This window comes from Archangium violaceum, assembly GCF_016887565.1.
GTDB classification, from domain to species: domain Bacteria; phylum Myxococcota; class Myxococcia; order Myxococcales; family Myxococcaceae; genus Archangium; species Archangium violaceum_B.
Map to the genome: position 1 here is coordinate 12,552,238 of NZ_CP069396.1, position 25,302 is coordinate 12,577,539.

Annotated in this window: 17 protein-coding genes; 9 read left to right on the forward strand and 8 right to left on the reverse strand. The window is 66.4% G+C overall.

From position 1 onward, the window contains the following. Positions 1-106: 106 nt before the first annotated feature. The gene (locus JRI60_RS50155; protein ID WP_204223238.1) at positions 107-790 is read right to left on the reverse strand and encodes a hypothetical protein; all 684 of its coding nucleotides are present in this window, start codon (positions 788-790) and stop codon (positions 107-109) included. Between the two features lie 272 nt (positions 791-1,062). Between JRI60_RS50155 and JRI60_RS50160 the strand changes: the two genes are divergently transcribed. Next, positions 1,063-2,034 (forward strand): alpha/beta hydrolase, encoded by a 972-nt coding sequence (locus tag JRI60_RS50160; protein ID WP_204223239.1) that lies wholly within the window; start codon positions 1,063-1,065, stop codon positions 2,032-2,034. A gap of 18 nt (positions 2,035-2,052) precedes the next feature. Here JRI60_RS50160 and JRI60_RS50165 read toward each other — a convergent pair whose 3' ends face one another. Continuing rightward, on the reverse strand, positions 2,053-7,317 hold the full coding sequence (locus JRI60_RS50165) for a trifunctional serine/threonine-protein kinase/ATP-binding protein/sensor histidine kinase (protein ID WP_204223240.1): 5,265 nt from the start codon (positions 7,315-7,317) through the stop codon (positions 2,053-2,055). A gap of 207 nt (positions 7,318-7,524) precedes the next feature. Continuing rightward, a complete protein-coding gene (locus JRI60_RS50170) occupies positions 7,525-8,349 on the reverse strand; it encodes a helix-turn-helix domain-containing protein (protein ID WP_204223241.1) in 825 nt (274 codons plus the stop codon). A gap of 119 nt (positions 8,350-8,468) precedes the next feature. Between JRI60_RS50170 and JRI60_RS50175 the strand changes: the two genes are divergently transcribed. Continuing rightward, positions 8,469-8,873, forward strand: coding sequence for a hypothetical protein (locus JRI60_RS50175; protein WP_204223242.1), 405 nt, complete (start codon positions 8,469-8,471; stop codon positions 8,871-8,873). A gap of 145 nt (positions 8,874-9,018) precedes the next feature. Here the strand turns inward: JRI60_RS50175 and JRI60_RS50180 are convergent, their stop codons facing one another. Then, positions 9,019-10,392 carry a hypothetical protein gene (locus JRI60_RS50180; RefSeq protein ID WP_204223243.1) on the reverse strand — a complete coding sequence of 458 codons (1,374 nt, stop codon included), beginning with the start codon at positions 10,390-10,392 and terminating at the stop codon, positions 9,019-9,021. Positions 10,393-10,599: 207 nt separating this feature from the next. On the opposite strand from JRI60_RS50180, the gene JRI60_RS50185 reads away from it, so the two are divergent. Next, positions 10,600-11,043, forward strand: coding sequence for a hypothetical protein (locus JRI60_RS50185; RefSeq protein WP_204223244.1), 444 nt, complete (start codon positions 10,600-10,602; stop codon positions 11,041-11,043). 22 nt (positions 11,044-11,065) lie between these two features. Here JRI60_RS50185 and JRI60_RS50190 read toward each other — a convergent pair whose 3' ends face one another. Next, on the reverse strand, positions 11,066-11,932 hold the full coding sequence (locus tag JRI60_RS50190; protein WP_239470204.1) for a virginiamycin B lyase family protein: 867 nt from the start codon (positions 11,930-11,932) through the stop codon (positions 11,066-11,068). Between the two features lie 412 nt (positions 11,933-12,344). Between JRI60_RS50190 and JRI60_RS50195 the strand changes: the two genes are divergently transcribed. The 5 genes from JRI60_RS50195 to JRI60_RS50215 all read left to right on the forward strand — a co-directional run bounded on the left by JRI60_RS50195 (position 12,345) and on the right by JRI60_RS50215 (position 20,373). Beyond that, positions 12,345-15,728 carry a protein kinase domain-containing protein gene (locus JRI60_RS50195; protein ID WP_239470929.1) on the forward strand — a complete coding sequence of 1,128 codons (3,384 nt, stop codon included), beginning with the start codon at positions 12,345-12,347 and terminating at the stop codon, positions 15,726-15,728. Between the two features lie 87 nt (positions 15,729-15,815). After that, positions 15,816-17,636, forward strand: coding sequence for an SAVED domain-containing protein (locus JRI60_RS50200; RefSeq protein WP_204223246.1), 1,821 nt, complete (start codon positions 15,816-15,818; stop codon positions 17,634-17,636). 34 nt (positions 17,637-17,670) lie between these two features. After that, the gene (locus JRI60_RS50205; RefSeq protein ID WP_204223247.1) at positions 17,671-18,618 is read left to right on the forward strand and encodes a nucleotidyltransferase domain-containing protein; all 948 of its coding nucleotides are present in this window, start codon (positions 17,671-17,673) and stop codon (positions 18,616-18,618) included. Between the two features lie 37 nt (positions 18,619-18,655). Beyond that, positions 18,656-19,465: a sigma-70 family RNA polymerase sigma factor gene (locus tag JRI60_RS50210; protein ID WP_204223248.1), complete on the forward strand. Its 810-nt coding sequence runs from the start codon at positions 18,656-18,658 to the stop codon at positions 19,463-19,465. Between the two features lie 23 nt (positions 19,466-19,488). Then, complete coding sequence (locus JRI60_RS50215; protein ID WP_239470205.1) at positions 19,489-20,373, forward strand: serine/threonine-protein kinase; 885 nt, start codon at positions 19,489-19,491, stop codon at positions 20,371-20,373. A 94-nt stretch (positions 20,374-20,467) separates the two neighbouring features. On the opposite strand, the gene JRI60_RS50220 is transcribed toward JRI60_RS50215, so the two are convergent. From JRI60_RS50220 to JRI60_RS50230, 3 genes are all read right to left on the reverse strand, one after another. Beyond that, positions 20,468-21,196, reverse strand: coding sequence for a hypothetical protein (locus JRI60_RS50220; RefSeq protein ID WP_204223249.1), 729 nt, complete (start codon positions 21,194-21,196; stop codon positions 20,468-20,470). Between the two features lie 89 nt (positions 21,197-21,285). After that, positions 21,286-22,830 (reverse strand): DUF1501 domain-containing protein, encoded by a 1,545-nt coding sequence (locus JRI60_RS50225; protein ID WP_204223250.1) that lies wholly within the window; start codon positions 22,828-22,830, stop codon positions 21,286-21,288. A 4-nt stretch (positions 22,831-22,834) separates the two neighbouring features. Then, positions 22,835-24,508, reverse strand: coding sequence for a DUF1800 domain-containing protein (locus JRI60_RS50230; protein ID WP_204223251.1), 1,674 nt, complete (start codon positions 24,506-24,508; stop codon positions 22,835-22,837). A gap of 212 nt (positions 24,509-24,720) precedes the next feature. Between JRI60_RS50230 and JRI60_RS50235 the strand changes: the two genes are divergently transcribed. Further along, a complete protein-coding gene (locus JRI60_RS50235) occupies positions 24,721-25,116 on the forward strand; it encodes a VOC family protein (protein WP_204223252.1) in 396 nt (131 codons plus the stop codon). The last annotated feature ends 186 nt before the right edge of the window (positions 25,117-25,302 follow it).

Sequence of the window (25,302 nt, forward strand, 5' to 3'; positions counted from 1 at the left end):
CTGGGACACAGGAGCCCACGAGCGGAAAAGTCATGCAGGAAAGCTGCCTTCTCAGGCTCCGCCCTCACCGCTGTCTCCGCCGGCCCGCTCGCCTCTTGGCCGGCGCTCAGTTCATGTCCCAGCGCGCGGCGATCTCCTCGCACGCCAGGTGCACGTCTCCCAACCGCCGCCGCTGGGCCTTGGGCGCCACGAACACCTTGCCGGCGAACACGTCGAAGACGCGCACCAGCCGGTGGTCCACCTCGCCCTGCTGCTTCAGGTTCTGCTCGGCGAAGAGCTGGAGCACCGTGGCGATGTACTGGCCGGAGGCCTCGTCCAGAGGCGTGTGCTTGGAGAAGTAGAGCTTGAGCAGCCCCGAGCGCATCATCCCGTGGCGGTCCATGCTGCGCAGGAGCAGCTCCGGGCGCACGTTGATGGACACCCCCGCGAGCGCCAGCGGAGGCAGCCCCTCGTCCGCGGGGCTGGCCACCGCGTTCGTCAGCGCCAGCTCGCCCGAGGCCTTGAGGAAGTGCTGGAGGGCCTCGGCGCACAGGGCGAGCCGGTGGGCGTCGAAGTCCGACTCGGGGATGGCGTTGAGCAGGCGGTGCTGGTGGTAGCGGAGGATGGCCTCGTCCCGGCCGTCGCAGAGGAACTCGACGATGGCCTGGGCGGCCTCGGGGTAGCGCAGGTACTTGGGGTCACACGGGTGCTTCTGCGCGTGGATGATGCGCTTGCGCAGCGCGGGACGCGCGGTGAGGTACTGGCCGAGCTTGTTGACCGAGACGCACGGATTCTCACGGAAATCAGCCACGGAAGACCCTTCCTTACCGGTGTTGGGCATGAAGCAACACTACCGGTCGGGTCTGACATGTCCGGCCCGGAGGAAGGCCCGGAGGCGCTCCCTGGCGCAGAGGAGAAGTGAGTGGGAAACCCACCCGCATGGGTCGGGCACGAACCTGCCCGAACGCGGGAGCCCCAGCCGTCGCTGAGCTCCGAGACGGTGAGCATGAGGGCGAACTCCAGGTAGAAGCCGGCCATCACCCGGGGCAAGCCCACTCACCCCATGAATCGAGGTCGATGACCATGAGCAACACGAAGACGAGCCCAACGCCGCCCCCGTTCGAGCCCGAGCTCGCCAGAGTCCTTCCGACGTTCGCCGCCTTCGCACCCGTCAACATGACAGCCGATCAGATCGAGAAATATCGTGCGATGCCCGTGCCTTCGATCGCCGATCAGATTGGTGACAGGCCGGTCCAGTGCGTCGACTTCACCATCCCCGGCTACCAGGGGGTGGACATGGTCGTCTCGGTGATCTCGCGAAAGGACCATGCCCGGCCGGGACCCGGCATCTATCACATCCACGGCGGCGGGATGGTCATGGCCAACCGTTTCGCGGGCGCCTTGGACCTGGTGGCGTGGGCGATGAAGTTCGACGCCGTGTGCGTCACGGTCGAATACCGACGGGCACCCGAGAACCCAGCTCCCATCCCGGTCGAGGACTGCTACGCGGGACTCGCGTGGATGGCCGCGCATGCCGAGGAGCTGTTGGTCGATCCGGAGCGGATCATCATCTTCGGCGGAAGCGCTGGGGGCGGCCTGTCCGCTGGCACCACCCTGTTGGCGCGCGACCGCGAGGGGCCGAAGCTGTTCGGACAGCTCCTCCAGTGCCCGATGATCGACGATCGGAACGAAACCGTCTCGTCGTACCAGTTCCAGGGGATCGGCATCTGGGATCGCATCAGCAACCTGACCGGCTGGACGGCCCTGCTCGGTGACCGGCGCGGAACGGACGACGTGTCTATCTATGCGGCCCCCGCTCGCGCGACCGATCTGAGCGGCCTGCCGCCCACCTTCATCGACGTGGGGGCGGCTGAAGTCTTCCGCGACGAGGGCGTTGCCTACGCGAGCGCGATCTGGGCAGCGGGCGGCGACGCGGAGCTCCACGTCTGGGGTGGCGCGTTCCACGGCTTCAGCCAGATGGCGCCAGATGCCGCCGTCTCCCGAGCGGCGAACGCGGCTCGCGAGGCATGGCTCGAACGGCTGCTGTCCCGGTAGAGGCCGCCTCGAGCGCGACTAAAGAGGAAGCTCCAGGGTGGTCACGGCGCCCTTACCCGGTCCCTCGCTGTCGATGGTCAGGCGGCCTTTGAGGAGCTGTGCCGCCAGGGCGCTGGAGTGCAGGCCGAAGCCGTGGCCGTCCTTGCGGGTGGTGAAGCCGTGGGAGAACAGTTTCCCTTTCACCTCTGGAGCGATTCCCATCCCATCATCCTCCACCTGGATGCGCGCCACCGGCCCTTCCGCTCTCAGCCTCACCCACAGGTTGCGCTGCCCCTCGGGTTTCGAGTCCAACGCGTGTTTGGCATTGCTGAGCAGGTTGATGAGGATCTGCAGCACCTTGTGCTTGTCCACCTTCACCTTGGGGACGGGAGAGCGTTCGAGGCGGACGGACACACCGTGGCGCTGCAGGGCGGGCATCTGGATGCGCAGGGCATCGTCGACGAGCTGGGCCAGGTCGCACTCCTCCGTCATGAGCGTGGTCCTGGCGTACGTCTGCTGAACCTGGACGATGGTGCGGATGTGCTCGATGTGTCGCCCCATGACATCCATGTCCTCCATGAGGCGGGTCTGCTCGAGCATCAACTCATCAGCCAGGGCGGAGAGGTAGCCCGGCAGGTGGCTGCCGCGAGCGCCCTCGGCGAGGAAGTCCGCCAGGCCGGTCCGGTTCTCCAGTATCAGGGTCGCGGCCTGCTTCAGCCGGCCCACGCGAGAGGAGCCCACGGCTTTACGCATCATCTCCAGGTTGACGACGGCGCTGGTGAGCACATTGCCCACGTTGTGCAGGACGTTGGAGGCCACCTCGGCCATGCCCACCTCGCGAGCGGTCTCCACCAGGCGGGCCTGCGCCTGCGTGAGCTCGCGCGTGCGCTCCTCCACCCGCTGCTCCAGCTCCTCATTGGCCCGGTGTAGCTCCGCCCTGGCGCGCTGCACGTCGGCATAGAGCCGGGCATTCTCGATGGAGATGGCGGCCTGGGAGGCAATGTGACCCAGGAGCGCCAGCCGCGCGGGGTTGAAGGCGTCGGTGGCCAGGTTGTTCTCCAGGTAGAGCGCCCCGGAGAACTGCTCCTGCCTCAACAGGGGCAGGCACAACACCGAGCGCGCTCCGCTGTGTGTCAGGTACGCATCGGACGAGAAGGGATGGGGCTTGGAGGCATCGCCGATGAGCACGTGCTCCTGGGTGCGCCGGACATAGGAGAGGAGCGTCCACGGGAGCTCGGAGGTCGCTCCCTCCGACGAAGTATCGGAGATGGCGGCCACCGACAGGGTGTCGCCGTCGGGCAGCAGCAGGGCGCCTCGCTGGGCGCCCGCGTTCTCGATGGCCGCGCGCAGCAGCGTGGTGACCAGACGCTCCAGGACGATCTCACTGGAGACGGCCTGCTGGGCCTTGACGACCGTGAGCGCGTCGATACGGGTCGAGTCCGTACTGCTCGTGGTCAGAGCGTCCTGGGTGTCCGAGGAAGAAGAGAGGTGTGGCCAGCGGGACTCCAGCTGCTGGACCTTGCCCAGGGCACCCCACTGCCGGTACGCCGCCCGGGACTCACGTGCGAAGGCATGCGCGACGATGGGCGCCTTCCGGGTGCGCCAGAAGTTCGCGGCGAGCTCGCTGGCCAGTGCCACGTACTGGGTGGCACTGTTCTCCCTCGCCGAGCGGATGGCTTCCTCATAAGCGCACGTGGCCTCCTCGGACCGTCCCGACAGGCGGGCCAGCTCCGCGGAGACCAGCTGTTCGAGCGCGTGGAAGTTCTCGGGGCAATTGCCCGCCCACTCCGCGAGCTGCCGCTGGTGCGACTGGATGGCCTCGAGGAACCGCCGCTGCTCCTCGGGTGAGGCCCCCTCGAAGCACGCCGCCAGGGCCAGGGCGCGGTAGAAGTGGAAGACGCACTGAGGGAGTGTGCCCTGGATGACCCACAGGAACTCGGACACCTTGTCCGCTGCCTCCCGGGCCTCCGCGTAGGCACCGCTCATGAATCGCGACTGGAGCTTGGCGAGCCAATAGTTGCTCTTCAGGGTCGCCTGGCGTTTGGGAAGCTGAGCCTCGAAGGCCTGCTCATCGAAGCCGTCCCCATTGAGCGTGCCGAACGAGTGGGTATTCCCGCGCATGTGCTGCACGTAGCGCTGATCCAGCAGGACATAGTCCTGGGGATCCAGGATCCCCGTCTTGCTCAAGAACTCGCCGCGCACGAGCGTCTCCCGGTAGACCTCATCCAGGTGATGCCCCATGAAGAGACGGTTGTAGACGATGTACCAGTTGCTGTAGGCGGCGGCCAGGATGTCCCCCACCTGAAGCGAGTGGTGGAAGCCATTGAGGACGAACTCCTGCGCCTTGGGGAGGGGCTGGGTCCAGTAGCTGCAGAACTGCATGCAGTAGAGAACCCTGCCCCGGTGGGCGGACAGGTTGTATCGCTCGACGAACCCCAGGGCGAGCCTGGAGAAGGCAAGGCCTTCCCGGTACCGCTTGAAGTACGAGCCGGAGATGAAACCGAACCAGCCATATCCGGGCGTGGCGGCATCCACGAAACCGTGGCGGATGGAGAGGGAGACAATCCTGCTCAGGATGATGATGAAGAGGAGGTGGTTGGTGGCGTACGCGGTGGGGTAGAACTCCAGGAGGGTGCTGACGGCCAGCTTCACGTCTGGATCCGTCATGAGAGGCAGTTCGATGAGGCTCTCGATGGGACGCTCCCCCAGCAAGGCCCACACCTCCTCATGGGCGGCCACCGCCTCCTCCCAGGTGGGGTTCTGTGAAAGCGGCATGCCCAGCAATGCCAGACACTCCCGTATGCAGGACAGACCCTCCTGGCTCTCACCCCTGGCGAAGTGGACGTCCATCCTCAGGATGTAGACGGCCACGGAGTCCGCACGGGTGCGAGCCCGGGGGGCGAGCTCCTCGACCCGGCGGCGCGCCTCGGCGATGTTGCCGTGCATGAATTCACAGCGAGCCCGGGTGAATTGCAGTTTGAAGGCCAGCTCGGGGTCTGTCTCCCAGGGGTCTCCCGGGATGAGCGCGAGGGCCGCCGAGAAGTAGGTGATGGCGGGGACGAGCGCCACCGCGGCCTTGGCCTTGAAACCCGCCTCCGCGTTCAGCTGCACGAGCTGGTGGCGCTCGGCGGGCTCCTCCATCAGGTCCACGCCCGCGTTGAGCTGGCTCACCACGTCGAAGAGCGACTCGCGCAGTTGCTCCTGGGAGAGGCTCTCGAGCAGCAACCGGCCGATGCGCAGGTGGACGGCCTTGCGCTCGGACTCGGAGAGGAGGGAATGGGCCGCCTGCTGGATGCGGTCATGGAGGAAGCGGTACTGCGCCGGGCCGGCGCGCACCAGCATGCCTTCCTGGAGCGCGGGCTCGATACCTTGCTCGACCTCTCCTTCCGCGGACAGGCCGGCGAGGGTGCCCAACATGTGGAGGGAGAAGACATTGCCCACACACGCCGCCAGTCGCAGCAGATGCTGCGTGGCCGGGGGGAGCTGACGCAGCTTGCCCACCATGAAGTCGACGATGTTCTCCGAGTAGCCCCGGGCCCGCACCCCTTCGGCATCCCACCGCCAGCCGACTCCGGGCTCACGCCTCAGCAGGCCATCCTGGTGGAGCGCCACCAGCAACTGCAGCAGGAAGAAGGGGTTGCCCCCCGTCTTCTCATACACCAGCGCCGAGAGGGGGGCGACCACCTCCCTGTCCGCGCCCGGCAGCGTGTCGGCGACCAGGTCCTCCACCTGTGCCACACTCAGCGGCTCCAGGCGGATGTCTGTCATTCGTGCGCCCGCTTTGCGCACCTCTTCCAGCACGGAGATGAGCGAGTGGGAGGAACCCACCTCGTTGTCCCGGTAGGCGCCAATCCACGACACCGGGAGGGTTTCCGGCTGCGACAGCAGTCGGGAGAGGAGCTGCAGGCTGGCGAGGTCCGCCCACTGCAGGTCGTCCAGGAACACCACCATGGGGTGCTCCAGGGTGGCGAACACCGAGAGGAATTGGCGCACCACCCGGTAGAAGCGGTGCTGCGCCTCGCCAGGGGGCACCTCCTGGAGCGCGGGCTGTGGGCCCACCAGCACGCCCAGCTGGGGCACCAGCTCCACGAGTGCCTGGCCGTCGCCCTCCCAGGCCTGGTTCACCCGCTGGCGCCACCCGCCAATCTCCTCATCGCTCCCCGCGAGCAACTGCTGCACCAGGCCCCGGAGTATCTGGGCCAGGGTGGCGTAGGGAATGTCCCGCTGGAACTGGTCGAACTTGCCGCTCAGGAAGAAGCCGCGGCGCTCCACCACGGGCTTGTGCAACTCGTTCACCACGGAGGACTTGCCGATGCCCGAGTACCCGCTGACGAGGAACAGCTCCGGCCTGCCTGTGCGCGCCACCCGCTCGAAGCCCTCGAGCAGGGTGGACACCTGCGCCTCACGCCCGTAGAGCCGTTGCGGCAGTTGGAAGCGGTTGGGCGTGTCCCGTGAACCCAGCGTGAAGGGCTCCCGCACTCCCTGGCTCAGCGCCTGGCGGCAGTGCTCCAGGTCCGCCTGAAGTCCCTCGGCGCTCTGGTAGCGCTCCTCGGCCACCTTCGCCAGCAGCTTGAGGACGACGGCGGACAAGGCCGGGGGCACCTGAGGGTTCAGCTCGTGCGGAGGCCGGGGCTTCTGCGCCATGTGGGCGTGGAACCATTCGAGCGCGTCCTTCCCCTGGAAGGGGCGATGCCCCGTGAGCAGCTCGTAGAAGGTCACACCCAGGGAGTAGAAGTCCGTGCGGTAGTCCACCACCCGGTTCATCCGCCCCGTCTGCTCCGGCGACATGTAGGCCAGAGTGCCTTCCACCAGGTGTGTCGGAGCCGCGTCCAGGTGCTCCACCTTCTGGAGCGTGGCCACCCCGAAGTCGATGAGCCGTGCGTCTCCCGAGGGCTCCAAGATGATGTTGGAGGGTTTGATGTCCTTGTGGATGACGTTGCGGCCGTGGACCTCGCCCAGGGTGGCGACCAGGGAGAGGGCCAGGCTCAAGAACCGGGAGGGCTCCAGGGGCTGGCCGGTGGATTCGGACAGGGACTGGCCCTGCACCCGCTCCAGCAGTAACAGGGGCCGCTCGCCGAGTCGTTCGTAGGCATAGGGCCTGGCCACGCCACGCACGTCCCGCAGCCGCTGCAGGATGGAGAACTCGCGCCGGTATCGCTCGTTCTCCGTACGACCAGGCGAGGCCGTCATCGGGGTCTTGATGATGACGGGCAGGCCATCGGCCTCACGCACCGCCTGAAACAAAGCGTTCGAGCCCGTGGCTCGAATGGTACCAAGGACCCGATACCCCGGAATGTCCAACATGGATGAGCACACCTGTTGGCGAGACCCGGTCCCCATGACGTCGTCGCGCCGGTACGTCAAATTGTACGCTTTCGGACGTGAACAGGGACACTCGCCCGGATTCTTCACCCTGGAGGGCTCCCCATGCCTCGCCAACCAGGACGTGCCTCCTCCGCGAGCGCTTGCCCGCTTCAACCTGACAGGTGAAGGCCCACCGCCCGGTGGGGCTCACGCGTCGGTGCCCGCACCACTCTCGGCGATCCGCCGCAGCAGCTCGGCGGTCGGCCGATCCGCGGGGAAGAAGGACTCGATCGCCAGCTCCGAGAGTGTGATGTCGAGAGGGGTACCGAAGACGGTCGTGGTGCTGAAGAACGACAGCACACCGTACCGGGTCCTCAAGCGCATCGGGACGACCACCCCCGCGAAGTCCCGCTCTCGTGAAGGCCCGCCGGTCGGAGGAGCTCCGCCATGGGCGGCATCTCCGCGGAGCTCCTCGTGGAGCGCGGCGAGCGTCTCATCGGCGGAGACATCGATCTGCCGCTGGAGCCGCGAGAGCACGTGGGCCCGCCACTGTTCCAGATTGACGATGTTCCCGCCAAGCCCCTCCGGGTGCAGGCTGAGCCGGAGGACGTTGACGGGAGGCCGGAGCAGCTCGGGCGAGACCTCGGCGAGGAGCATGCCGATGGCTCGGTTGGCGGCGATCAGGGTCCAGTGCCGGTCCACGGCCAGGGCCGGATAGGGCTCGTGCCCGGTGAGGACGAGGTCGACCGCCTCCCGTGCGGCCCGGAGGGCGGGGGCGTCGAGGCTCTCCTCGGAATAGGCGGGAGCGAATCCGGCGGCGACCAGCAGCGAGTTGCGCTCACGCAAGGGAATGTCGAGCTCCTCCGCGAGGTGGAGCAGCATCTCCCGGCTCGGCTTCGAGCGGCCGGTCTCGAGGAAACTGACGTGCCGGGCGGAGACGTCCGCGCGGCAGGCGAGGTCGAGCTGGCTGAGAGAGCGCCGCTGGCGCCAGGTGCGCAGCAGCTCTCCGACGGGGCGGCTTGGGAGCGTCATGTCCCGAAGATAGGACCGGGACGTAGTGCCACCAATTACCTCCCACGTAATCGACACCGGAACGTGAGCGGCGCACCTTGGGTCTCGAAGCAAACGAAACCCAGACGGAGGATCCTCACATGAACGCAACGCCCGTTTCCCAGACCCTGCTGAGCCGTGCACTGCTCGCCGACGGAGTCATCAGTGGTGCCACCGGCGCCCTGATGTTCGCCGCCGCCAGCCCCTTGAGCCAGGTGCTCGGGCTGCAGAGCACCTTGCTGCGGACGGCGGGCATCAGCCTGCTCCCCTTCGCCGCCCTGCTGGTGTACCTCGCCCTGCGGCCCCGCGTCCCGCGTCCGCTCGTCTGGGGAATCGTGGGCTACAACCTGCTGTGGGCCATCGACAGCCTCCTGCTCCTGACCACCGGGTGGGTCGCGCCGACGCTCTGGGGCTACCTCTTCACCGGGGTACAGGCCCTGGCGGTCGCCGTCTTCGCCGGATTGCAGTACGCCGGACTGCGGCACTCGAGCGCGGCGCTGGCCTGACTTTTGGAGAGTATTACCGGGGCTCTACCCCGACTTCTTTGGCCCGACGCCGCGGTCCCCCCACTTCGTCACCTTCTGAGTGGGGCGAAGGTGGAAGCGCCCGACGTGAGGACCGCCGGGCGCACCAGCCCCGCGTGCTGAACCGCTAGAAGAACTTCTTCCGGTCGTCGAAGCGGCGGCCGGCCTCGATCGCCGGGCGCTCTTCCTTGCCTTGTTTGGATTGCTCGAGCCGCTTCTCGTGCCCGCCGTTGACCTCGTCGTAGACCAGCTCCTTGAGCATGAATTTCTCGGCGCTCTCGGTCTGGCCCGGCCTGGCGAGCTTCTTCGCGTTCTCCATCGCGTGGTCGGGAATCGGGGTCACGCTGTCGTTGCTCACCATGAACGGCTTGTTGAACGGGTCGCCGCGGCGGAACACGCCGGTGATGGCGTGGTTGTCGGTGGCCGACTGCATCAGCTCGAACATCGGCTTCTTCGTCGCCGGATCCTGGATCGGGCCGAGGACGCGCTCGGTGAGCGCGGCGAAGCCCTCGCAGTCGATCACCTGCCGCCCGTCCTTGAGCCGCGGCTGATCGGCGAACGACTTCTCGAGGTTGTTCGCCAGGTTCTTGCCCGCTCCCCAGTCGACCCCCTGGCCCGCGTGCACGTAGAAGTCCGTGAGGAACTCGCCGTACTTCTTGCGGACGTTCTCGACGTCCGCCGCGGTGCCTTTGCCGGCGATCGCCTGGAAGTACTTCTGCGCCTGCTCGAGCGTCGGCGGGTTGTCGACCTTCGTCCCGGCCGGAAGCTTCGACTTCATCTCCGCGACGAACGCCTCCTGCTTCCCGCGGATCTCCGCCTGTTTCTCGGGCGGAATGTCGAGCGCGTCGTCCGGCACCTTGGTGACGTTCTCTCCGGTCTTGTAGAAGCGGACGTTGCGACCGTCGACCTTGACCGGATCGTGCTCCGTCATCGCGTTGCCGGGTTGCAGTTCGCTGGGCAGGTTGCTGTTCGGGTCGGCCTTCTTCGCATCGCCCACCGACGCCGTCGGGGCGGTGCTCAGCGCGCTGTCGATGCGGGCGATCTGCGCCTGCTCCTCCGAGCTGGTCCAGCCCTCCCCCATCTCGGTCTTCATGCGCTCGAGCAGCTGCTTTCCCTCGGACGTCCCGGCGAGCTGCTTGAGCTGCTCATCGCTCAGCTTCGACGAGAGCCCGAGCGAGACATCATCCCGGGAGAAGTAGCCAAGCTGGCGGACGGCGTCGTTCACGTCGTTGGGTGTGCCAATTGCCTTGCGCGCGAGCTCCTCGCCGATGGCGGAGTTGTCGCGGCCCTTCTCCAGCTCGCCCATGTCGATCGACGCCCGGGCCATCTTCGGCAACGATTCGAACGAGCTGGTGCGGCCGGTGAGCTCGTCCATGCGGCGCTGGGTGTCGGCCGCGGGTTTCTCCGCCTGCGAGCCGGAGTTCTTCGCGGCTTCGGCGGTGCGCCTGGCTGCTTCGGCTGCGGCACCGACCGCGTTGCGCACGGAGTCGAGGATTTTCATGGAACGCCCCCTGTGGCGAGAGACTGCGAGCTGAAATTACCACACGCGGACCTCTCGGTGTTCCCGAGCCCGGTGTGGCCCATGTGCCGCATCGGACGATAGGGCCCTTGTCGAGGGCGGACGCCTCCCCGCGGGGTGAGTCCCTCGTGGACCGGCCATGTCAGACCCGGCTGGTGAAATAGGAGGTCCAAAGGAGGGACAGTCCGCATGCGTTACAGGGGACATCGTGGGTCGTACCGAGACCACTCACGGTGGGAAGACACGAAGGAGGAAGATTCGTCGGGCAATGGGTGGCTGCTGGCGCTCGGGGCCGTGGCCTTGTGGCTCTGGAGCAAGCTCCAGGAGGAGGCGGGAGCCCGGCGGCAGTCCGAGCAACGCGAGGCGGAGGCCACCCGACAGGCCGAGGAGGCGCGCCGGGAAGCCGAAGCGGCGGAGCAGGAGGCCGAGGAGGCGCGCCGGGAAGCCGCGGAGGCGCGCGCCCGCGAACAACAGATGCGGCTCCGCGCTCAGGAGGCCCAGGCGGAAGCGGAGCTGCAGAAGCGACTCGCACGGGCCGCGGAGGCCGAGCTGAAGCGGCAGCGGCCCACCTCGGACGAACGGCCCGAGCCCCAGGATGAAGCATCCGGCCATCCTGGAGCCGGGACTCATTGAACGAGGCCCCGAGGGCAGGCGGTCAAGGTGCGAGGCACAGGAGCTTCCCCAGCTCCAACGCGACCCAGATGGAGCCATCCGGGCCCCGCACCAGACCGTGCGGCTCCGAGGCAGGAGTGGGCAGGTCGTATTCCTGAATCTCGCCAGCGGGAGTGATGTGCCCGAGCCGGTTGCCGGCCCACTCGGTGAACCAACATCCCCCGGTGGTGGGATCGGCTGTGATCGCATGAGGTTTCGCGAGGCGATCCGGAAGCGGAAACTCCTGGATGCGGCCATCCATCCCCATCCTTCCGATCTGACCCGCGCCAATCTCCACGAACCAGATCGCGCCATCGGCACCGCGGGTGATGCCCACCGGGGCGGCGGCGGGCGTGGGGAGCGGGTGAATCGAGACGTCGCCCTCCACCGTGATACGGCCAAGGGCATGAGCCTGGTTCAGCGTGAACCAGAGCGCTCCATCCGCACCGGAGGTGATCGCCGACGCGAAGGCGCCCTTCGTGGGCAGCGAGAACTCGGTGATGGAGCCATCCGTCGTGATGCGGCCGATCTTGTCGGTGTGCATCTCGGTGAACCACAGCGCGCCGTCCGGGCCGGACGTGATGCCGAACGGGCCGCAGCCCGGCGTGGGCACGGGGAACGAGGTGGCTTCTCCGTCGGTGGTCATCCGTCCGATCCGATGATCCCGAGAGCGGGTGAACCAGAGCGCCCGGTCGGGCCCCGGAGTGATGATGCACGGGCCGCAGGACGGGGAGTCCAGCGGATGGCACACGTGGTGGCCATCGAGGGACAGGCGTCCGATCTGCCCGTCATGGACGAGGGTGAACCACAGCGCGCCGTCGGGACCCTGCGTGATGCCGTAGGGACCGGACTCGCGACGAGCGACCGACATCTCTTGAATGGAAGGAAGGGGTGAGCTTGGCATGGAATGCTCCTCTCGGAGGCGAGGCGCGAGACGCACCGCGTGACCGTGAAGGGGAACGAACGCTTCGAAAACCCAACCGACAGACGCGGGTCGCGCCGTCAGGGTAGCCGTGGTAATGCCCGGGTTCTCTAGAAGCGGTAGGCCATGAGAGCACCGCGTGAACCGGTGCAGGCACAAGTTATCCGCCTCGCCTTGAGTAAGCAACGGCTCTCGTCGCAGGTGCACCGAGAAGGTATCAAATTCACTGCCCAGTGAACCGACTATGCGGGTGAGTGGACTTCCGCACGGCGTGACTGCGGAGTAGACCGAAGGACGCATGGAGCTTCCCCGCGACCACCTCGGCCCCTATCGGTTGGTACGTCTGATTGGCAGCGGCGGCATGGGGCAGGTCTTCGCCGCAGTCCACGAGCGTATGGGCCAGAAGGTCGCGCTCAAGATTCTCTCGCCGGCAGCGGCTGGGGATCGGCAGCTTGTCGCCCGATTACTCCAAGAGGCACGAGCCCTCGCGCAACTCGAGCATCCTGGCGTCGTACGCGTGTTGAACTGTGACCAGCTCGACGACGGCACCGTCTACCTCGCGATGGAGCTCCTCGAAGGCCTCTCCTTGCGCGAGTGGATGCGGCGCCAACCGTGTCCCGCGCCGCTCAAGGCATCACTGGCGCTGGGTCGGCAGATCGCAGACGTGATGGTCGACGTCCACGCGAAGGGAATCGTCCATCGGGACCTGAAGCCTGAGAACGTCTTCCTCTGCCCAGACGAGAGCGTCGCTCCCGGCTACCGCACCAGGCTGCTGGATTTCGGTATCGCCAAGGTGCCACCGTCCGCGGATGGGGCGCGCATGGATACGCAGGTCCAGACCGTGGCACCGATCTTCATCGGTACCGCCACGTACATGGCCCCCGAGCAATGCCGGAACGCGGCGGAGGTCGATGGCCGCGCGGATGTCTATGCGCTGGGTGTGCTCCTCTTCGAGTTCCTCGCAGGAAGGCCGCCATTCGTCTCCAACGAGGCCATCGAGGTCATCTCGATGCATGTGCACGAGGAGCCGCCACCCCTTCAGGAGTTCGCGCCGGCACTACCTGGTGCGCTCTCCACCTTCATCGCCTCCATGCTCGCCAAGGAGCCGGCGCAACGGCCAACGATGCTCCGGTGCCGGGACATGCTGGGCCGGGCATGGGAGAGCGAGCGGGACGAGTGTCCTGTCCCCGGGCTCGCGCCCTTCACGGAAGCACAGGCCGAACTGTTCTTCGGCCGGAAGGTGGAGCTCGACGAGCTGCTGGAACTGCTCGAGCAGGCGCGTACGGGCGAACGGCGCTGGGTTCAGCTCGAAGGTCCGAGTGGAGTGGGGAAGTCCTCCCTGGTCCAGGCGGGTCTCCTACCGCGATTGAAGGAGAGTCCCTCCCAGGGCGAGCAGCGATGGCGGGCCGCCAGCATGCGGCCATCCTACGACCCCCTGCGCAGCCTGGCACTGGCACTCGTCGCGGCGTACGCAGGCACCGGTTTCGACCAGACCCCGGAGAACATCGAGCGCACCCTTCGCACGGGCCCCGATGCGCTCCGAGCACTGGTGACGACTCACACTCCTGCTGGGTGCTGCTTCCTGCTGGTTCTCGAACAGATGGAAGAACTCTTCACGCTCGGGGCCGAGGATTGCCACCAGCTCGATGCGCTCGTGTCCACCGCGCTCGCCGCGCCAGAGTCTCCCCTGCGGTTGCTCACGACCCTGCGCAGCGACTTCATCCATCGCCTGGAGCAACTCCCCCGCCTCGCGCGCCAGCTCAACCAGGCGGCCCGCTACCACCTGCGCGCCATGGAGGAAGAGGCGTTGACCCAGGTCATCCAGGGAATGGCCCAACGAGCCGGGTTGCGGCTCTCCGAGGGACTGCCGGAGCGAATGGTTCGCGAGGCCAGGAGCGAAGGCAGTCAGCTTCCACTCCTCGGCCATACACTCCGTGGACTCTGGTCATCGCGCAGCGGCGCTCTCCTCACCCACGAGCGCTACGAGCAGCTCGGAGGCGTGGGGGGTGCGTTGGCGAGGCAGGCCGAGCAGCTCCTCGATGGACTTGGAGACGAGGGGCGCGAGCGTGCGAAATGGCTCCTCCTCGAGCTCGTACAGGTCGGCCGTGGTGTCCCGGACACCCGCCGCCCCCGGTCGAGACGGGAAGTGTTCACGGCGGCGGGTGGTGATGAACTGGCGGAGCAGGTGCTGATGCGGCTGTCCGGAATGCGCACGAGTTCCTCGGGGGAAGCGCAGCAGGACCTGCGGCTCGTGGTGCTCTCCGCGGGGCTGGACCCAGACCAACAGCGCGTCGATCTGGTTCACGAGACCCTGCTCCAGAAGGTGCCGTCCATCGTGGGCTGGATCGAGGACGAGCGTGCGCTGCTCGAATGGCACTCGGATCTGGAGGTCGCCGCGCATGACTGGGAGTTGGAGGGTTACCCATCGGAGAGGCTTCCCTCGGGCTCCCTGCTCGCGCGTTACCGCGAGCACACGGGCCTCGCACGTCAGCGAAGCCACGCCACGCGGGTGACGAGTGACCGCGCGGTGCGCTTCCTCGACGCCGCGCAACGGCTCGAGCGGCGGCACACCTGGCTCAAGCGGGCACTCGTACTCGCCTCGGTTGCCGCAATGGCGGCCATTGCATTCAGCGCCGTCCGGGCCACTCGGGCACAACAACACGCCGAGGTGGAGCAAAAGCGTGCCGAGGAGCGCCTCCAGCAGCTCCTTAATGATACGGAGCAGTTCATCTCGAACGCGGATTGGGATCTCGGCAGACTCCTCCACACTCTCGACATACGCCGGTCGATGCAGCAGCAGCACGACAAGACCCTGGCATCGCTCCCGGAGCAGGAGCGAGAGAAGCTCCCGGTGCGGATGATGCTCATCAAGACCTGGCACCGGCGCGGCGATCTCGCCTATTGGGATGATTCGTTGGCACGGACCGACGCATTCCTGCTCGATGGGCTGAAGGAGATTCAAAAGGGTCTCGCACGCAACCCCGCGGACGAGGGCTTGGTGTTCCAGCTTGGATTGAATCACTCGAAGCGAGGGAAGGTCGCGTTGGCACGGGGCCAGTGGGAGGCGACTCGCGGCCACTTCAACGAAGCCATCAAGCTCTTCGAGCGTCCGCCCACCGGTCACCAAGGCGACAGCGACCTCATGGACTACCGGCGGACCCTCGCGACGAGTTACTCCGAGCTTGCTGAGCTGGAACTCGCACTTGGCCGGGTGGATGCCGCCGCATCACAGTACGATCGAGCCATCGCTCTCTTCGAACGGAACAGCGCTCAGTCCGACAAATCCTATGACATGTCCCTCCTGGCGGACGCGCTCTGCTCGCGCGGCGAGACAGCCCACAGATCAGGAGACCTGCAAGCGGCCGAGGCCCATCTCACCCGAGCCCTGAGCTTGGGACGTGACCTTGTCGCCCACAATTCAGGGGATGGACTTCTCACCTGGACCCTGGCCCGGATACTCGTGGAGCTCGCAGAGGTAGAAACCGCACAAGCTCAACGGGGCGCAGCAACCGGGCACTACCGTGAGGCGCAGGAGCTGGGACGGAAGCTGCTCGAGGGCGAACAGGTGAACAAGCGCTATGCCCTGGTTCTGATTCAGGCCCTGCGCGGGGACGAGCAGTTGGCTCGCGCTCTGGGTGACCACGACCGCGCCGAACGGCTGCACACCGAACGGTGTGCGCTGGTGAACGACTTTGTAGGCAGGGACAGCGAGGACGTCCGCTTCCAGTCCCTGGCGTGCCCTTGAGCCGGCGCCCGGAAAAATAAAAAAGAATCCGGTCGCGCTCGATCCTTCCGCGGATGGCGTCCATGGAGATCAGGAACCCATTTCCTCTTGGGCCGGATCTTCATGCACGAGACGAACGACACGACTCCCAGCGGGCTCATCCTCCTCTCCCAACCCGAGCAGCTCAGCGTCACACCGAAGGACATGGTCGATGCGCTCCCGGAGGCCTACAAGGCGCTCCCCCGGCTGACGGTCGATCTGGACGTGGTGGAGCTTGCGCGGCAGGCCGTCCGAACGCGCGACTGGGGGGCGACACAGCGCGCACTCGAGGAGCGGGTGCGCAAGGAGCTCGTTCCCCTCCGGGACAAACACCCCGACTACCGCATCATCTACTTCGGCTCCTCGCCCATTCCGCTCACGGTCCACCTCGGTTTCCTGCTCGAGACCTGGCAGGGAGTGGAAGTCATCCCGCACCACCACACGCGGCGGCTCTGGGGGTGGCTCTCCGAGCCAGGGAGACCGCCCGCCCGCCTCAAGCCGGTCCGTCCGTTGGATTACAGGGACAACTCACCGGGTGAAGCCGTCATCCGGGTCTCGACATCACACCTCGTCGACCCGAAGGCGACGCTGCGCGTGATTCCCAAGCCATTGGTGGATATCGACATCGAGCTGGAGCGGCCCGCGGAGGACGCCTTCTCCCGCCTGGAGGAGATGCAAGAGGTCGCCCGCGCGTTCCGCGAGACCCTGGACGCCATTGGCGACAGGTTTCCGGGCATTCAGCGCGTCCATTTGTTCGCCTCCGTGCAGCCGGGGATGGCGCTCCTGCTCGGCGCGCAGATCAGCAAGACGATGCACCCGGCCGTGCAGACCTATCAGTACGCGCGCAACACGGAGAACGAGCCATACCACGTGCCTGCGGTGCTCGTGAATGGTCCGAGTCAACCCGAGCTCGAGCCCCTCACGGAGGAAGAGAAAGCACGGGCCACGAGGGATCGCGAGCAGCTGGCGCGAGAACTCAAACGCCTGATGGGCCGCGCACTGGCGGAGCAGAGAAACCCCGCCCCCAACTGGCTCACGGGCCTCTTTCCGAAACCCGGAGGACACCCGGGGTTCTCCTCCCACTGGCTGCACATGCCTGCCCTGCACGAGACGCCGCTACTCAAGACGAAGGTGGATGTCGAGACCCGGATGATCGAGGACAGCTTCCGTTATCTCCACACCCTCCGTGTCTGGCAGCTCGACGATCACTGGCTGGCACGGCTCGCGAAGAGACACCCGGACGACACCCGACGTGAGCGCGCCCTGCGCATGCTCGTCCTGCATGAGCTGGCACATCGTGGGCCGCAAGGGCTCACCAGCACGTCGAGCAAGGAGATCGGTCGCTTCCCCAAGGTTCTCGAGGAAATGGACTACCACGCGGACGTGTGGGCGATGCTGTACGAGTACGTGCTCACGGAGCAGCAGAACCCGCCCGAAGTCGAAGACCCGCAGGAGTTCTTCCTGGAGCTGATCCGGGTCGCGACCGAGACCATGTGGGCGTTCAACGATGACGGCCAGCCCTCTCGGGAGATCCAGATCCGCCGTCTCAACCGATACCTCATCTGGTACTGGCAATACCTGCTGTTGGAGCATGGGGCCGGGAAGGGACAGAAGACGACGCTCGACTTCGTCCTCTCGCTCCTCGCCCAGCGCCCCATCATCGAACTGGCCGGGCCCACCGTGCTCCCCCGCGATGAACGCGTCTTCTTCGCCCTCGACGCCGCTCGTATGAACATCCCCGAGCTCGCCCTCTACCACGAGGGCCGTCTCTACCGGCACGGAGCACGCTACGACTTCTCCATCGACGAACTGCTCGATGGGGTGCGGATGCGCGACGGGAAGCAGATCCGTGAGGTCCTGCGCGCGGCCTTCGAACAGACGGTGCGTTGAACCCTCTTCCTGAAGATTCCTGAAAGGAGTTCCTATGTCGATCCAGTCACTGTTCCAGCGGTTCCACGAAGCCATCAAGTTGAAGCGCCTCGACGAGAACGCGGAGCTCGTCGAGAAACGCGACCGCATCATCAAGCGGCTTCGCGACAACCTGCCGAGATCTCCCTCTTTCGAGGTGTTCAATCAGGGCAGCTACGCCATGGGAACGGGTATCAAGCCCCTCAATGGCGATTACGACATCGACATCGGGCTCTTGTTCGATGTCAGCTACCGGTCGTACAGCCCTGTCGAGGTCAAACGATGGGTGTACAAGGCCGTGTCCGGTCACACCACACGCGTGGAGTGGCGGCGCCCGTGCATCACCGTGTACTACCAGCAGGCTGGTGAGGCCATCTATCACGTCGACCTCGCCATCATGGCGAAGGAGCCGTACTCCAACACGCTGTACCTGGCGCTCGGCAAGGAACACTCCGCCAAGGAGCAGCAGGAGTGGCAGCCTGACGATCGCAAGGGTTTCATCCAGGCCGTCGAGAGCAGGTTCGCGGGAGAGGATGCCAACCAGTTCCGTCGCGTCATCCGCTATCTGAAACGCTGGAAGGACGTGCATTTCTCCAGTGAAGGGCATGCGGCGCCCACGGGCCTGAGCCTCACCGTTGCCGCCTACCGCTGGTTCCAACCCACGAAAGCCGGGTACTACGACACCAGCTACGACGACCTCGCGGCGACCGCCGCATTGGTGAGCTCCATCCGGCGAAGCTTCAGCCAGACGTGGGATACGTCGCTCATGCGCTACGTTCCTCGCCTCTCCCTTCAGTTCCCCAAGGCGCCCAACGATGACGTGTTCGCGCGCATGACGAACCAGCAGATGCAGGAGTTCTCCCAAAGCCTCGACCAACTGAGTGGATGGTTGGACGAGGCGCGAAGGACCAACACCAGTGCTCCGCTCGTCCGCGCCTTTGGAAAGGACTTCCCCTCGCAGTGATGCCGGGCACGCGGTGAATGAGTAGAATCGCCAGGGCATGGGACACGAAGCATTGTCGGGGATATCCGTGGAAGAGCTGCTCCGCAGGGCGCGCGCCGGAGATAAGGACGCGCTGGAGGAGCTCTTCGATAGGTGCCGGAAGCAGCTCGGCGAGTGGGCATCCCAGGGCGGCGCCAGAGCACGACCGGATGTCGCTCGTCCGTCGGACATGGTGCAAGACACGGCGCTGCGCGCGTTCGGCGCGTTCTCCAGTTTCAAGGGAACCACCGAGGCCGAATGGCTCGCCTGGCTCCAGAGCGTCTTCCGCAGCAGGAAGGTGCAGCAGGTACGGCATGCGCGGCGGAAGAAGCGGGACACACTCAATACCGTTCCCCTGGAGGATTCCGAAGCGCTGGCGATGCCCACACCTGTGAGGAGCCCAAGCCAGGCCTCCGCCTTCCGGGAGGAGTGGCGCCTGCTCCTCACACACCTCTATGAGCTCCCCGACGACCAACGCGAGGCAATCTCGCTCTGTTACCTGAAGGAACTCCCAGTCGCCGAGGTCGCACGGCATCTCGAGAAGACGGAGCCAGCCGTGGCGGGGCTCCTGAAGCGTGGAGTAAAGACGCTGAGGACTCGCATGGTGGAGGACGCGGGTCCGCCTCCCAGGGAACCCTCCAGCGAATCCGCCCTCCAGAGGGACTCCGCCGTCGCCCTGCTCGACTATCTCCGGCGACGTGACACGGGGGAGAAGTTGGAACCCGTCGCGCTCATCGCCCAGTACCCGGACTGCGCGGACGAGCTACGCGACATGCTCCATTGGATCGACCGTCTCCAGGCCCTCCGTCCGACATCCTCCACCACGTAGCACCTCCCAGACAGGAACGTGAGATGACCAGGCTTTCACCGGGGTTCCGTATCGAGGGTCACGAGATCGTCCGTCTCGCGGCAATCGGGGCCATGAGCGAGGTGTACGAGGCTCGTCACGGGCTCGACGGGAATCCCGTCGCGGTGAAAGTCCTGTCCCTGGAGTGGTGCGCGAACGAGGAGCTAGTCGCACGCTTCCTCAACGAGGCGCGTGCGCTCGAACACCTGCGACATGAGCGCATCGTAACGCTCTTCGCGTATGGGACCCTGCCCGGAGGGGGTTCGCCCTTCATGGTCCTGGAGTGGCTACCCGTGGACCTCCATCAGGTGCTCATGCACGCGGGAGGTCCGCTCTCCCCGTCAACCGCTGCTCGCATCACACAACAGCTCGCCGAGGCACTGGCCGCGCTGCACAACCGCGGCATCGTCCACCGCGACCTGAAGCCGGCCAACGTCCTGCTGCCCCGGGAGGAACTCACTCCCTTGGATGTCAAGCTGGCGGACCTTGGGCTCGCCAAGGTTCTCCCTGGCGAAGCGATGCCTCACCCCGGTGGAGAGTCGAAGACCCTCTCCTCCTTGCCCGTCTCAACGGGAGGCAGCGCGCTCCTGGGGACATGGGATTACATGGCCCCGGAGCAGTGGATCCAATCCAAGGCGGTCACCCCCAAGGCTGATGTCTATGCGCTGGGCGTGCTTTTCTTCCAGATGCTGACGGGCAGGCTGCCCTTCCTCGCCGAGCAGCAGAAAGACTTGATGTACCTCCACCTCCTGGAGCCACCTCGCCTCGACCTGCTCGCCAACTCCGTGCCCACCACCACCCGCGAACTCCTCGGCAGGATGCTGAACAAGAAGCCCTCTCCGCGGCCCACGATGCGCGAGGTCATGGAGCAACTCTCCCGTGTGACGTAAGCCGAACGAGCAACAGGGAGCCCGCTCGAATCCTACGGACAGCGGTGCCGGTATTCCTCGCCACGCACAGGCCTGTCTGCGCCCGTCCCTCTCATCACGATGGGATCGGCTTGCTGCCTCGACCGACGGCGAGCTCGACGGAAATCACGTTCGAGTACAGGTCGACATCGTCAGGCGAGAAGTGGTTGTGATGCCTGTATCGAATCCTGAATACGCCTCCTGCCTCGGGAAAGGCATAGTCATTCCCGAGGTCGATGCGCACTTCGTGGCGCATTCCAGGCGCGAGCTCCACGAAATGATCAGGGGGAGCCCGCTTGACCATCTCTCCCCGGTAGGGAACTTCCTTCCCATCCACCATCCAGGTGACCTCGAACAGGTCGTTCATCAGGCCCTCGGAATCCCCGAAGCTGATGCGGTCCAGCGAGAAGGTTCCGCGGCCGGTCGTGTGGGTGGTCGACAGCTCGACCAGGACCTGCCACCGCCGTGCCTGCTTCGCCGTGCTCAGCAGCTTCAGCTCGCACGGATGATTCAGCTCACGCACCTTCTCGGAGGCGAGATTGACCGCGAAGCGATGACCCCGGGCGTTCTCGACGAGCAGCTCCTTCCGATCGTCCGACAGCTTCATCGAGGTGAAGAACACGTCCTGCACGTCGGTCTCGAGGTGCGGCACGAGCTCATACCGGTAGAGCTCGATGCTCCTGAGCCGCTGGCCCGACCGGGCATCGATGACGGCCAGGGAGCTCGAATTGTATCCACGGGTGTCACCGTACTGGAGGTCGCCCACGACGATCGGGGCGACACGCGCGGGGGGCGGTCGGCTCATGCTGGGGGTCCTCTTCCCATGAGCGACCGAGCCTACCCCAGACCAGCCCCCGCCTCGCATGGGGTGTGCGGCGGCGGGGGCCGTGGCGCCTACGCGTCCGGCATCATGAAGCCGATCCGTGCCGTCCGCGCGAGCGTTGGGAAGCCGCCCGAGGTCGCCGCGGCGAGATAACCCGCGAAGTTCGGGAACACGTAGTCACGCTCCGCCGTGGTCGACAGGCCCAGCCAGTACGCGAGGGTGTAGGCGTACTGCTCCACCGTCAGCGTGGGAATCCAGCGCCCCCGGCTGTCGATGCTGTCGAGGTTGTTGGCCGCGCCGCTCGACATGTCCAGGTTGGGGAAGGTGCCATAGAGCCGGCGCCCCAGGACGCGGTCCCCGAGCACGAGCATGTGGCTCCCCCAGCCGTGATCCGTCCCCTTGTCGGAGTTCTCCACCAGGGTCCGGCCGAAATCGCTCATCGTGAAGAGCGTGGCCTGCGGGGGGCTCGAACCGAAGACGGCTTCCGCCTTGAGCAGGGCCATGGCCTGGTGGAAGGCGTCGAGCGCGAAGTCGAGCTGCGTGAGCAGGGAGTTATGGGTCGTGTCCTGACCCACGTGGGTATCGAAGCTGCCGAAGCCCACGGAGAACACCTGACGCTTGAGGCCGAGTCCGCCGCTCGCCGTGGCCGTCGCCCCCGCCACCAGGTCACGGAGGACCTGATAGAGCTGGGTGTGCAGCGTCCAGCCCGAGCTCCCGGTGGTGGGAGGCACGAACAGGGCGTCGATCTTCTCGCGCGTCGCCTGCGGGAGCGCATCCCAGGCGGCCGCGCGCGCGGCGGTCCGCGAAGTGGCGAAGGTCTTCGCCGTGCTGAAGACCGTGCCGTAGGCCTCCTCGAGGGCCGCGCCGTTGTCGAGGGCCAACACCTTGGAGAGCGACTCCTGCGTGAGGGCATCGAAATTGGCGTTGCCCGTCGTCCGGAACGCGAGCGAGCCGCTCGAGGCCACCATCATGGGCTGCCGGGTCCCGCCCGCTGCGAAGAGCGACTTGCCCCCGAACGAGACCACCTCGGGGTACTCGCCCGGGTTCAGGTTGGCGATCTTGTCCGCGGTCCGGCCGCCCCACCCGGTGACCTTGCCGATGAGCGCCAGGGGCAACGCGGCGGTGGTGGGGTTGGCGATGGCGCTCGCCCAGGCATCCTGCTGGTCGCTGTGCGAGAACAGGTTGTCCGGCCGGGCCACCGCGCTCGACGTGTAGTCGGTCTTGCGCATCGGCAGGACGAGCGGCCCCACGTTGCACACGAAGGCGGCCTGTTCCTGCTCGAAGAGCGCCTGGAGCTTCGTGAGCGCGGGGTGCAGGCCGAACGAGCCGGCGGCCTTCCCGATGGGGTTGATGACCCGCAGCTCGTCCAGGGTGTGCGCGATGCTGGGCCGGGCCTGACGGTACTGCTCATAGGGACCCGCGGTCAGGGGGACCAGGACGTTGTTGCTGTCATTGCCGCCCAGGAGGAAGACACACACCGCCGCGCGGTAGCCCGCGTAGCCGGTGAGGGTGGAGGCGTGCGCCTGGCTGATCCACCGGGGAAGGGTCGCGGCCGCTCCGAGGAAACCCAGGGTGCTGGAGGCGCCGCGGAGGAACTGGCGTCGTGACATGGACATGGGTTCACCTCTGGATCTGGAATTCGGGGGAGAGCGACGTGAGGTAGACGGCGAGCTTCTTCTTCTGAGCCACGGTGCTGGCGCGCGTGTCGGTGATGGCGCCGTAGATGGCGAGCTGGAGCTCCGACGACATCGTGTCGTGCAGCCAGTAACGGCTGAGCCAGAGCACCAGGTCGTTCGGGTCGGACGGGAGCGTGTCCAGGTTGACGATGACGCCCGCGGTGGCGGGGGCGGTGGAGAAGAGCAGCTCGTGCACGACATTGGCGCGCGCGGCGACCGTCGCGGTGTCGAGGATGGCGAACTCGGGGCCGAGCAGTCCGCTCCCACCGGGCGCCGGTGCGTTGGGCGGATAGTAGCTGAAGACCGAGGGCGGCCGGGGCACGTACTGGCCGAGCGCGCGGCTCCACGCGTTGAGCTTCGCGCCCGGATCCTTGCCCTCCGCCGTGTCGAGCGTTCCGTTCAACCACCGGACGAGCGAGGTGATGTACAGCGCGGGCGGCCGCAGGTGTCCATAGGTGGCGTACTGCCCCAGCGGCGCCTGGGGGCCGCGCGCCTCGTCGTCCTCCAGGATCTTCCGCACCACCGCGCGCAGGTCTCCGCGCACACCCGAGCCATTGTTCTTGAAGACGTTCACCACCCGCTGGACGTACGCGGGCGTCGGGTTGCTGGTGACGAGGTGCTGGATGAGCTGCTTGCAGATGAACGGCGGGAGGTTCGGATCGGCGAAGACGTTGTCGAGCGCCTCCTTGAGGTGGAGCGTGGCACTCCCGCCCGCGGTCGTCACCGCGCCCCGGAGGAGCGTCTTCGAGGTGGAGTCATGGTTCACGTCGCAGCCAACCATCGGCAGCGTGAAGTTGGCCGTGTTGTTGCGGCCCACCGTCGGGCACCCGGCGGCATTGCCATAGGTCCATCCGGAGAGGGCCCGCGCGAACGCCTGCACCTGGGCCTCGGTGTACGCGGGGATGGGCGCCCCCGTGGAGTCGACCTTCTCGGTGCCGTCCTCGTTCAGCTTGAAGAGGCCCAGGGTGAAGAGCTGGAGCATCTCACGCGCGTAGTTCTCGTTCGGCTCGATGGCCTTGCCGGACGTGGTGAACGCCCGGTTGTTCACCATGTCGAGGTAGTTCCCCATGGCCGGATGGAGCGTGACCGCCTCCAGCAGCTGGCGGAAGTTACCGAAGGCCTGCGTGGACAGCAGGTTGAGGTACCCCGCCATCGCGACCTTGGGCTCCGACTCGGGCGTGGACTGGGAGTCGGGGATGCCACTCTGCGAGACGACGAAGATCTGGCTCAACGCGAACGCCACGCGCTGCCGGAGCTGATCCTTCCCGGTGACGGCGTTGGTGAAGAACTGCGAGCCCAGGTCCTTGCTCGTCGTCGTACCGTCGAGCGTGGAGCGGGTGGCGTTGATCTGGTCGGTGATGGACTGCGTGATGCCGACGGAGCGCACGCGCTCCACGGTGTCGAGGGGCAGCGGGCTCACGCCATTGGCGAGGCGCGGGCCGAAGGTGGCCTGCTCGAGGAAACGGATGGCGTTCTCCTCGGAGGGAGTGTCGAGCGGCTCGACGGCCTGTTTCGTCTGACCGGGCCGCGCGTCGGACTGCTCGCCGGGTGGGCCATCGACCGATGTGCAGGCGGTCGCGCCGCACAGGGCGAGGGCAATGAGGGTGCGTTGGAGCATCCGGACTCCTCCTGAAAACAATGAATTAATACGATTCCAGGATATCCATTATTTCAAGATTGAAGTCTGGACAAGGGGGGGACCTCCCCGAGATAGACCGCTCGGTGTTTTCAATTGATGAGAAATCTGGAGCATGCACGACACGGCCGGGCATGGCGGCAATGGCTTGCGACAGACGTCAATTCCATCCCATCTGGTATGACGCCGTCACCATGATCGACCACCTGAGCTTCTACGCAACTGACTACCTCGCCTCGAAGGCGTTCTACGCGGCCGTGCTCGAGCCGCTGGGCTACGGCCTCGGGCAGGAGTTGACCGCGACGTGGGACCCGGAGTTCCCCGGCCGCCGGATGTGCGCATTCGGCCCTCCCGGCAAGAGCATCTTCTGGATCATCGAGGTGAAGACGCCCGCCACCCCCCGCCACCTGGCCTTCACCGCCAGGGACCGGGCGGCGGTGGATTCGTTCCACCGGGCGGCGCTGAAGGCCGGTGCGAAGGACAACGGCGCGCCGGGAGAGAGACCGCACTACCACCCTCACTACTACGGCGCGTTCGTGTTGGACCCGGACGGCAACAACATCGAGGCCGTGAACCACGGCCCTCCGTGAGCAGCCATGCCGCGGCACCCGAAGCGGTGCTGCGAGTGCTGCTCACCTCGGGGGGGAAGCAGGCACGCACGACCCGTGCTGTGAGGAACGCCGACGGTCTGGCCTGACGCCATGGGTCCGGACCGGTCCGGGCGAGTAGTTGGCCGGTGCCGTGGGTTGTTTCTACCGGGAAGGGTTTCGGCTGTA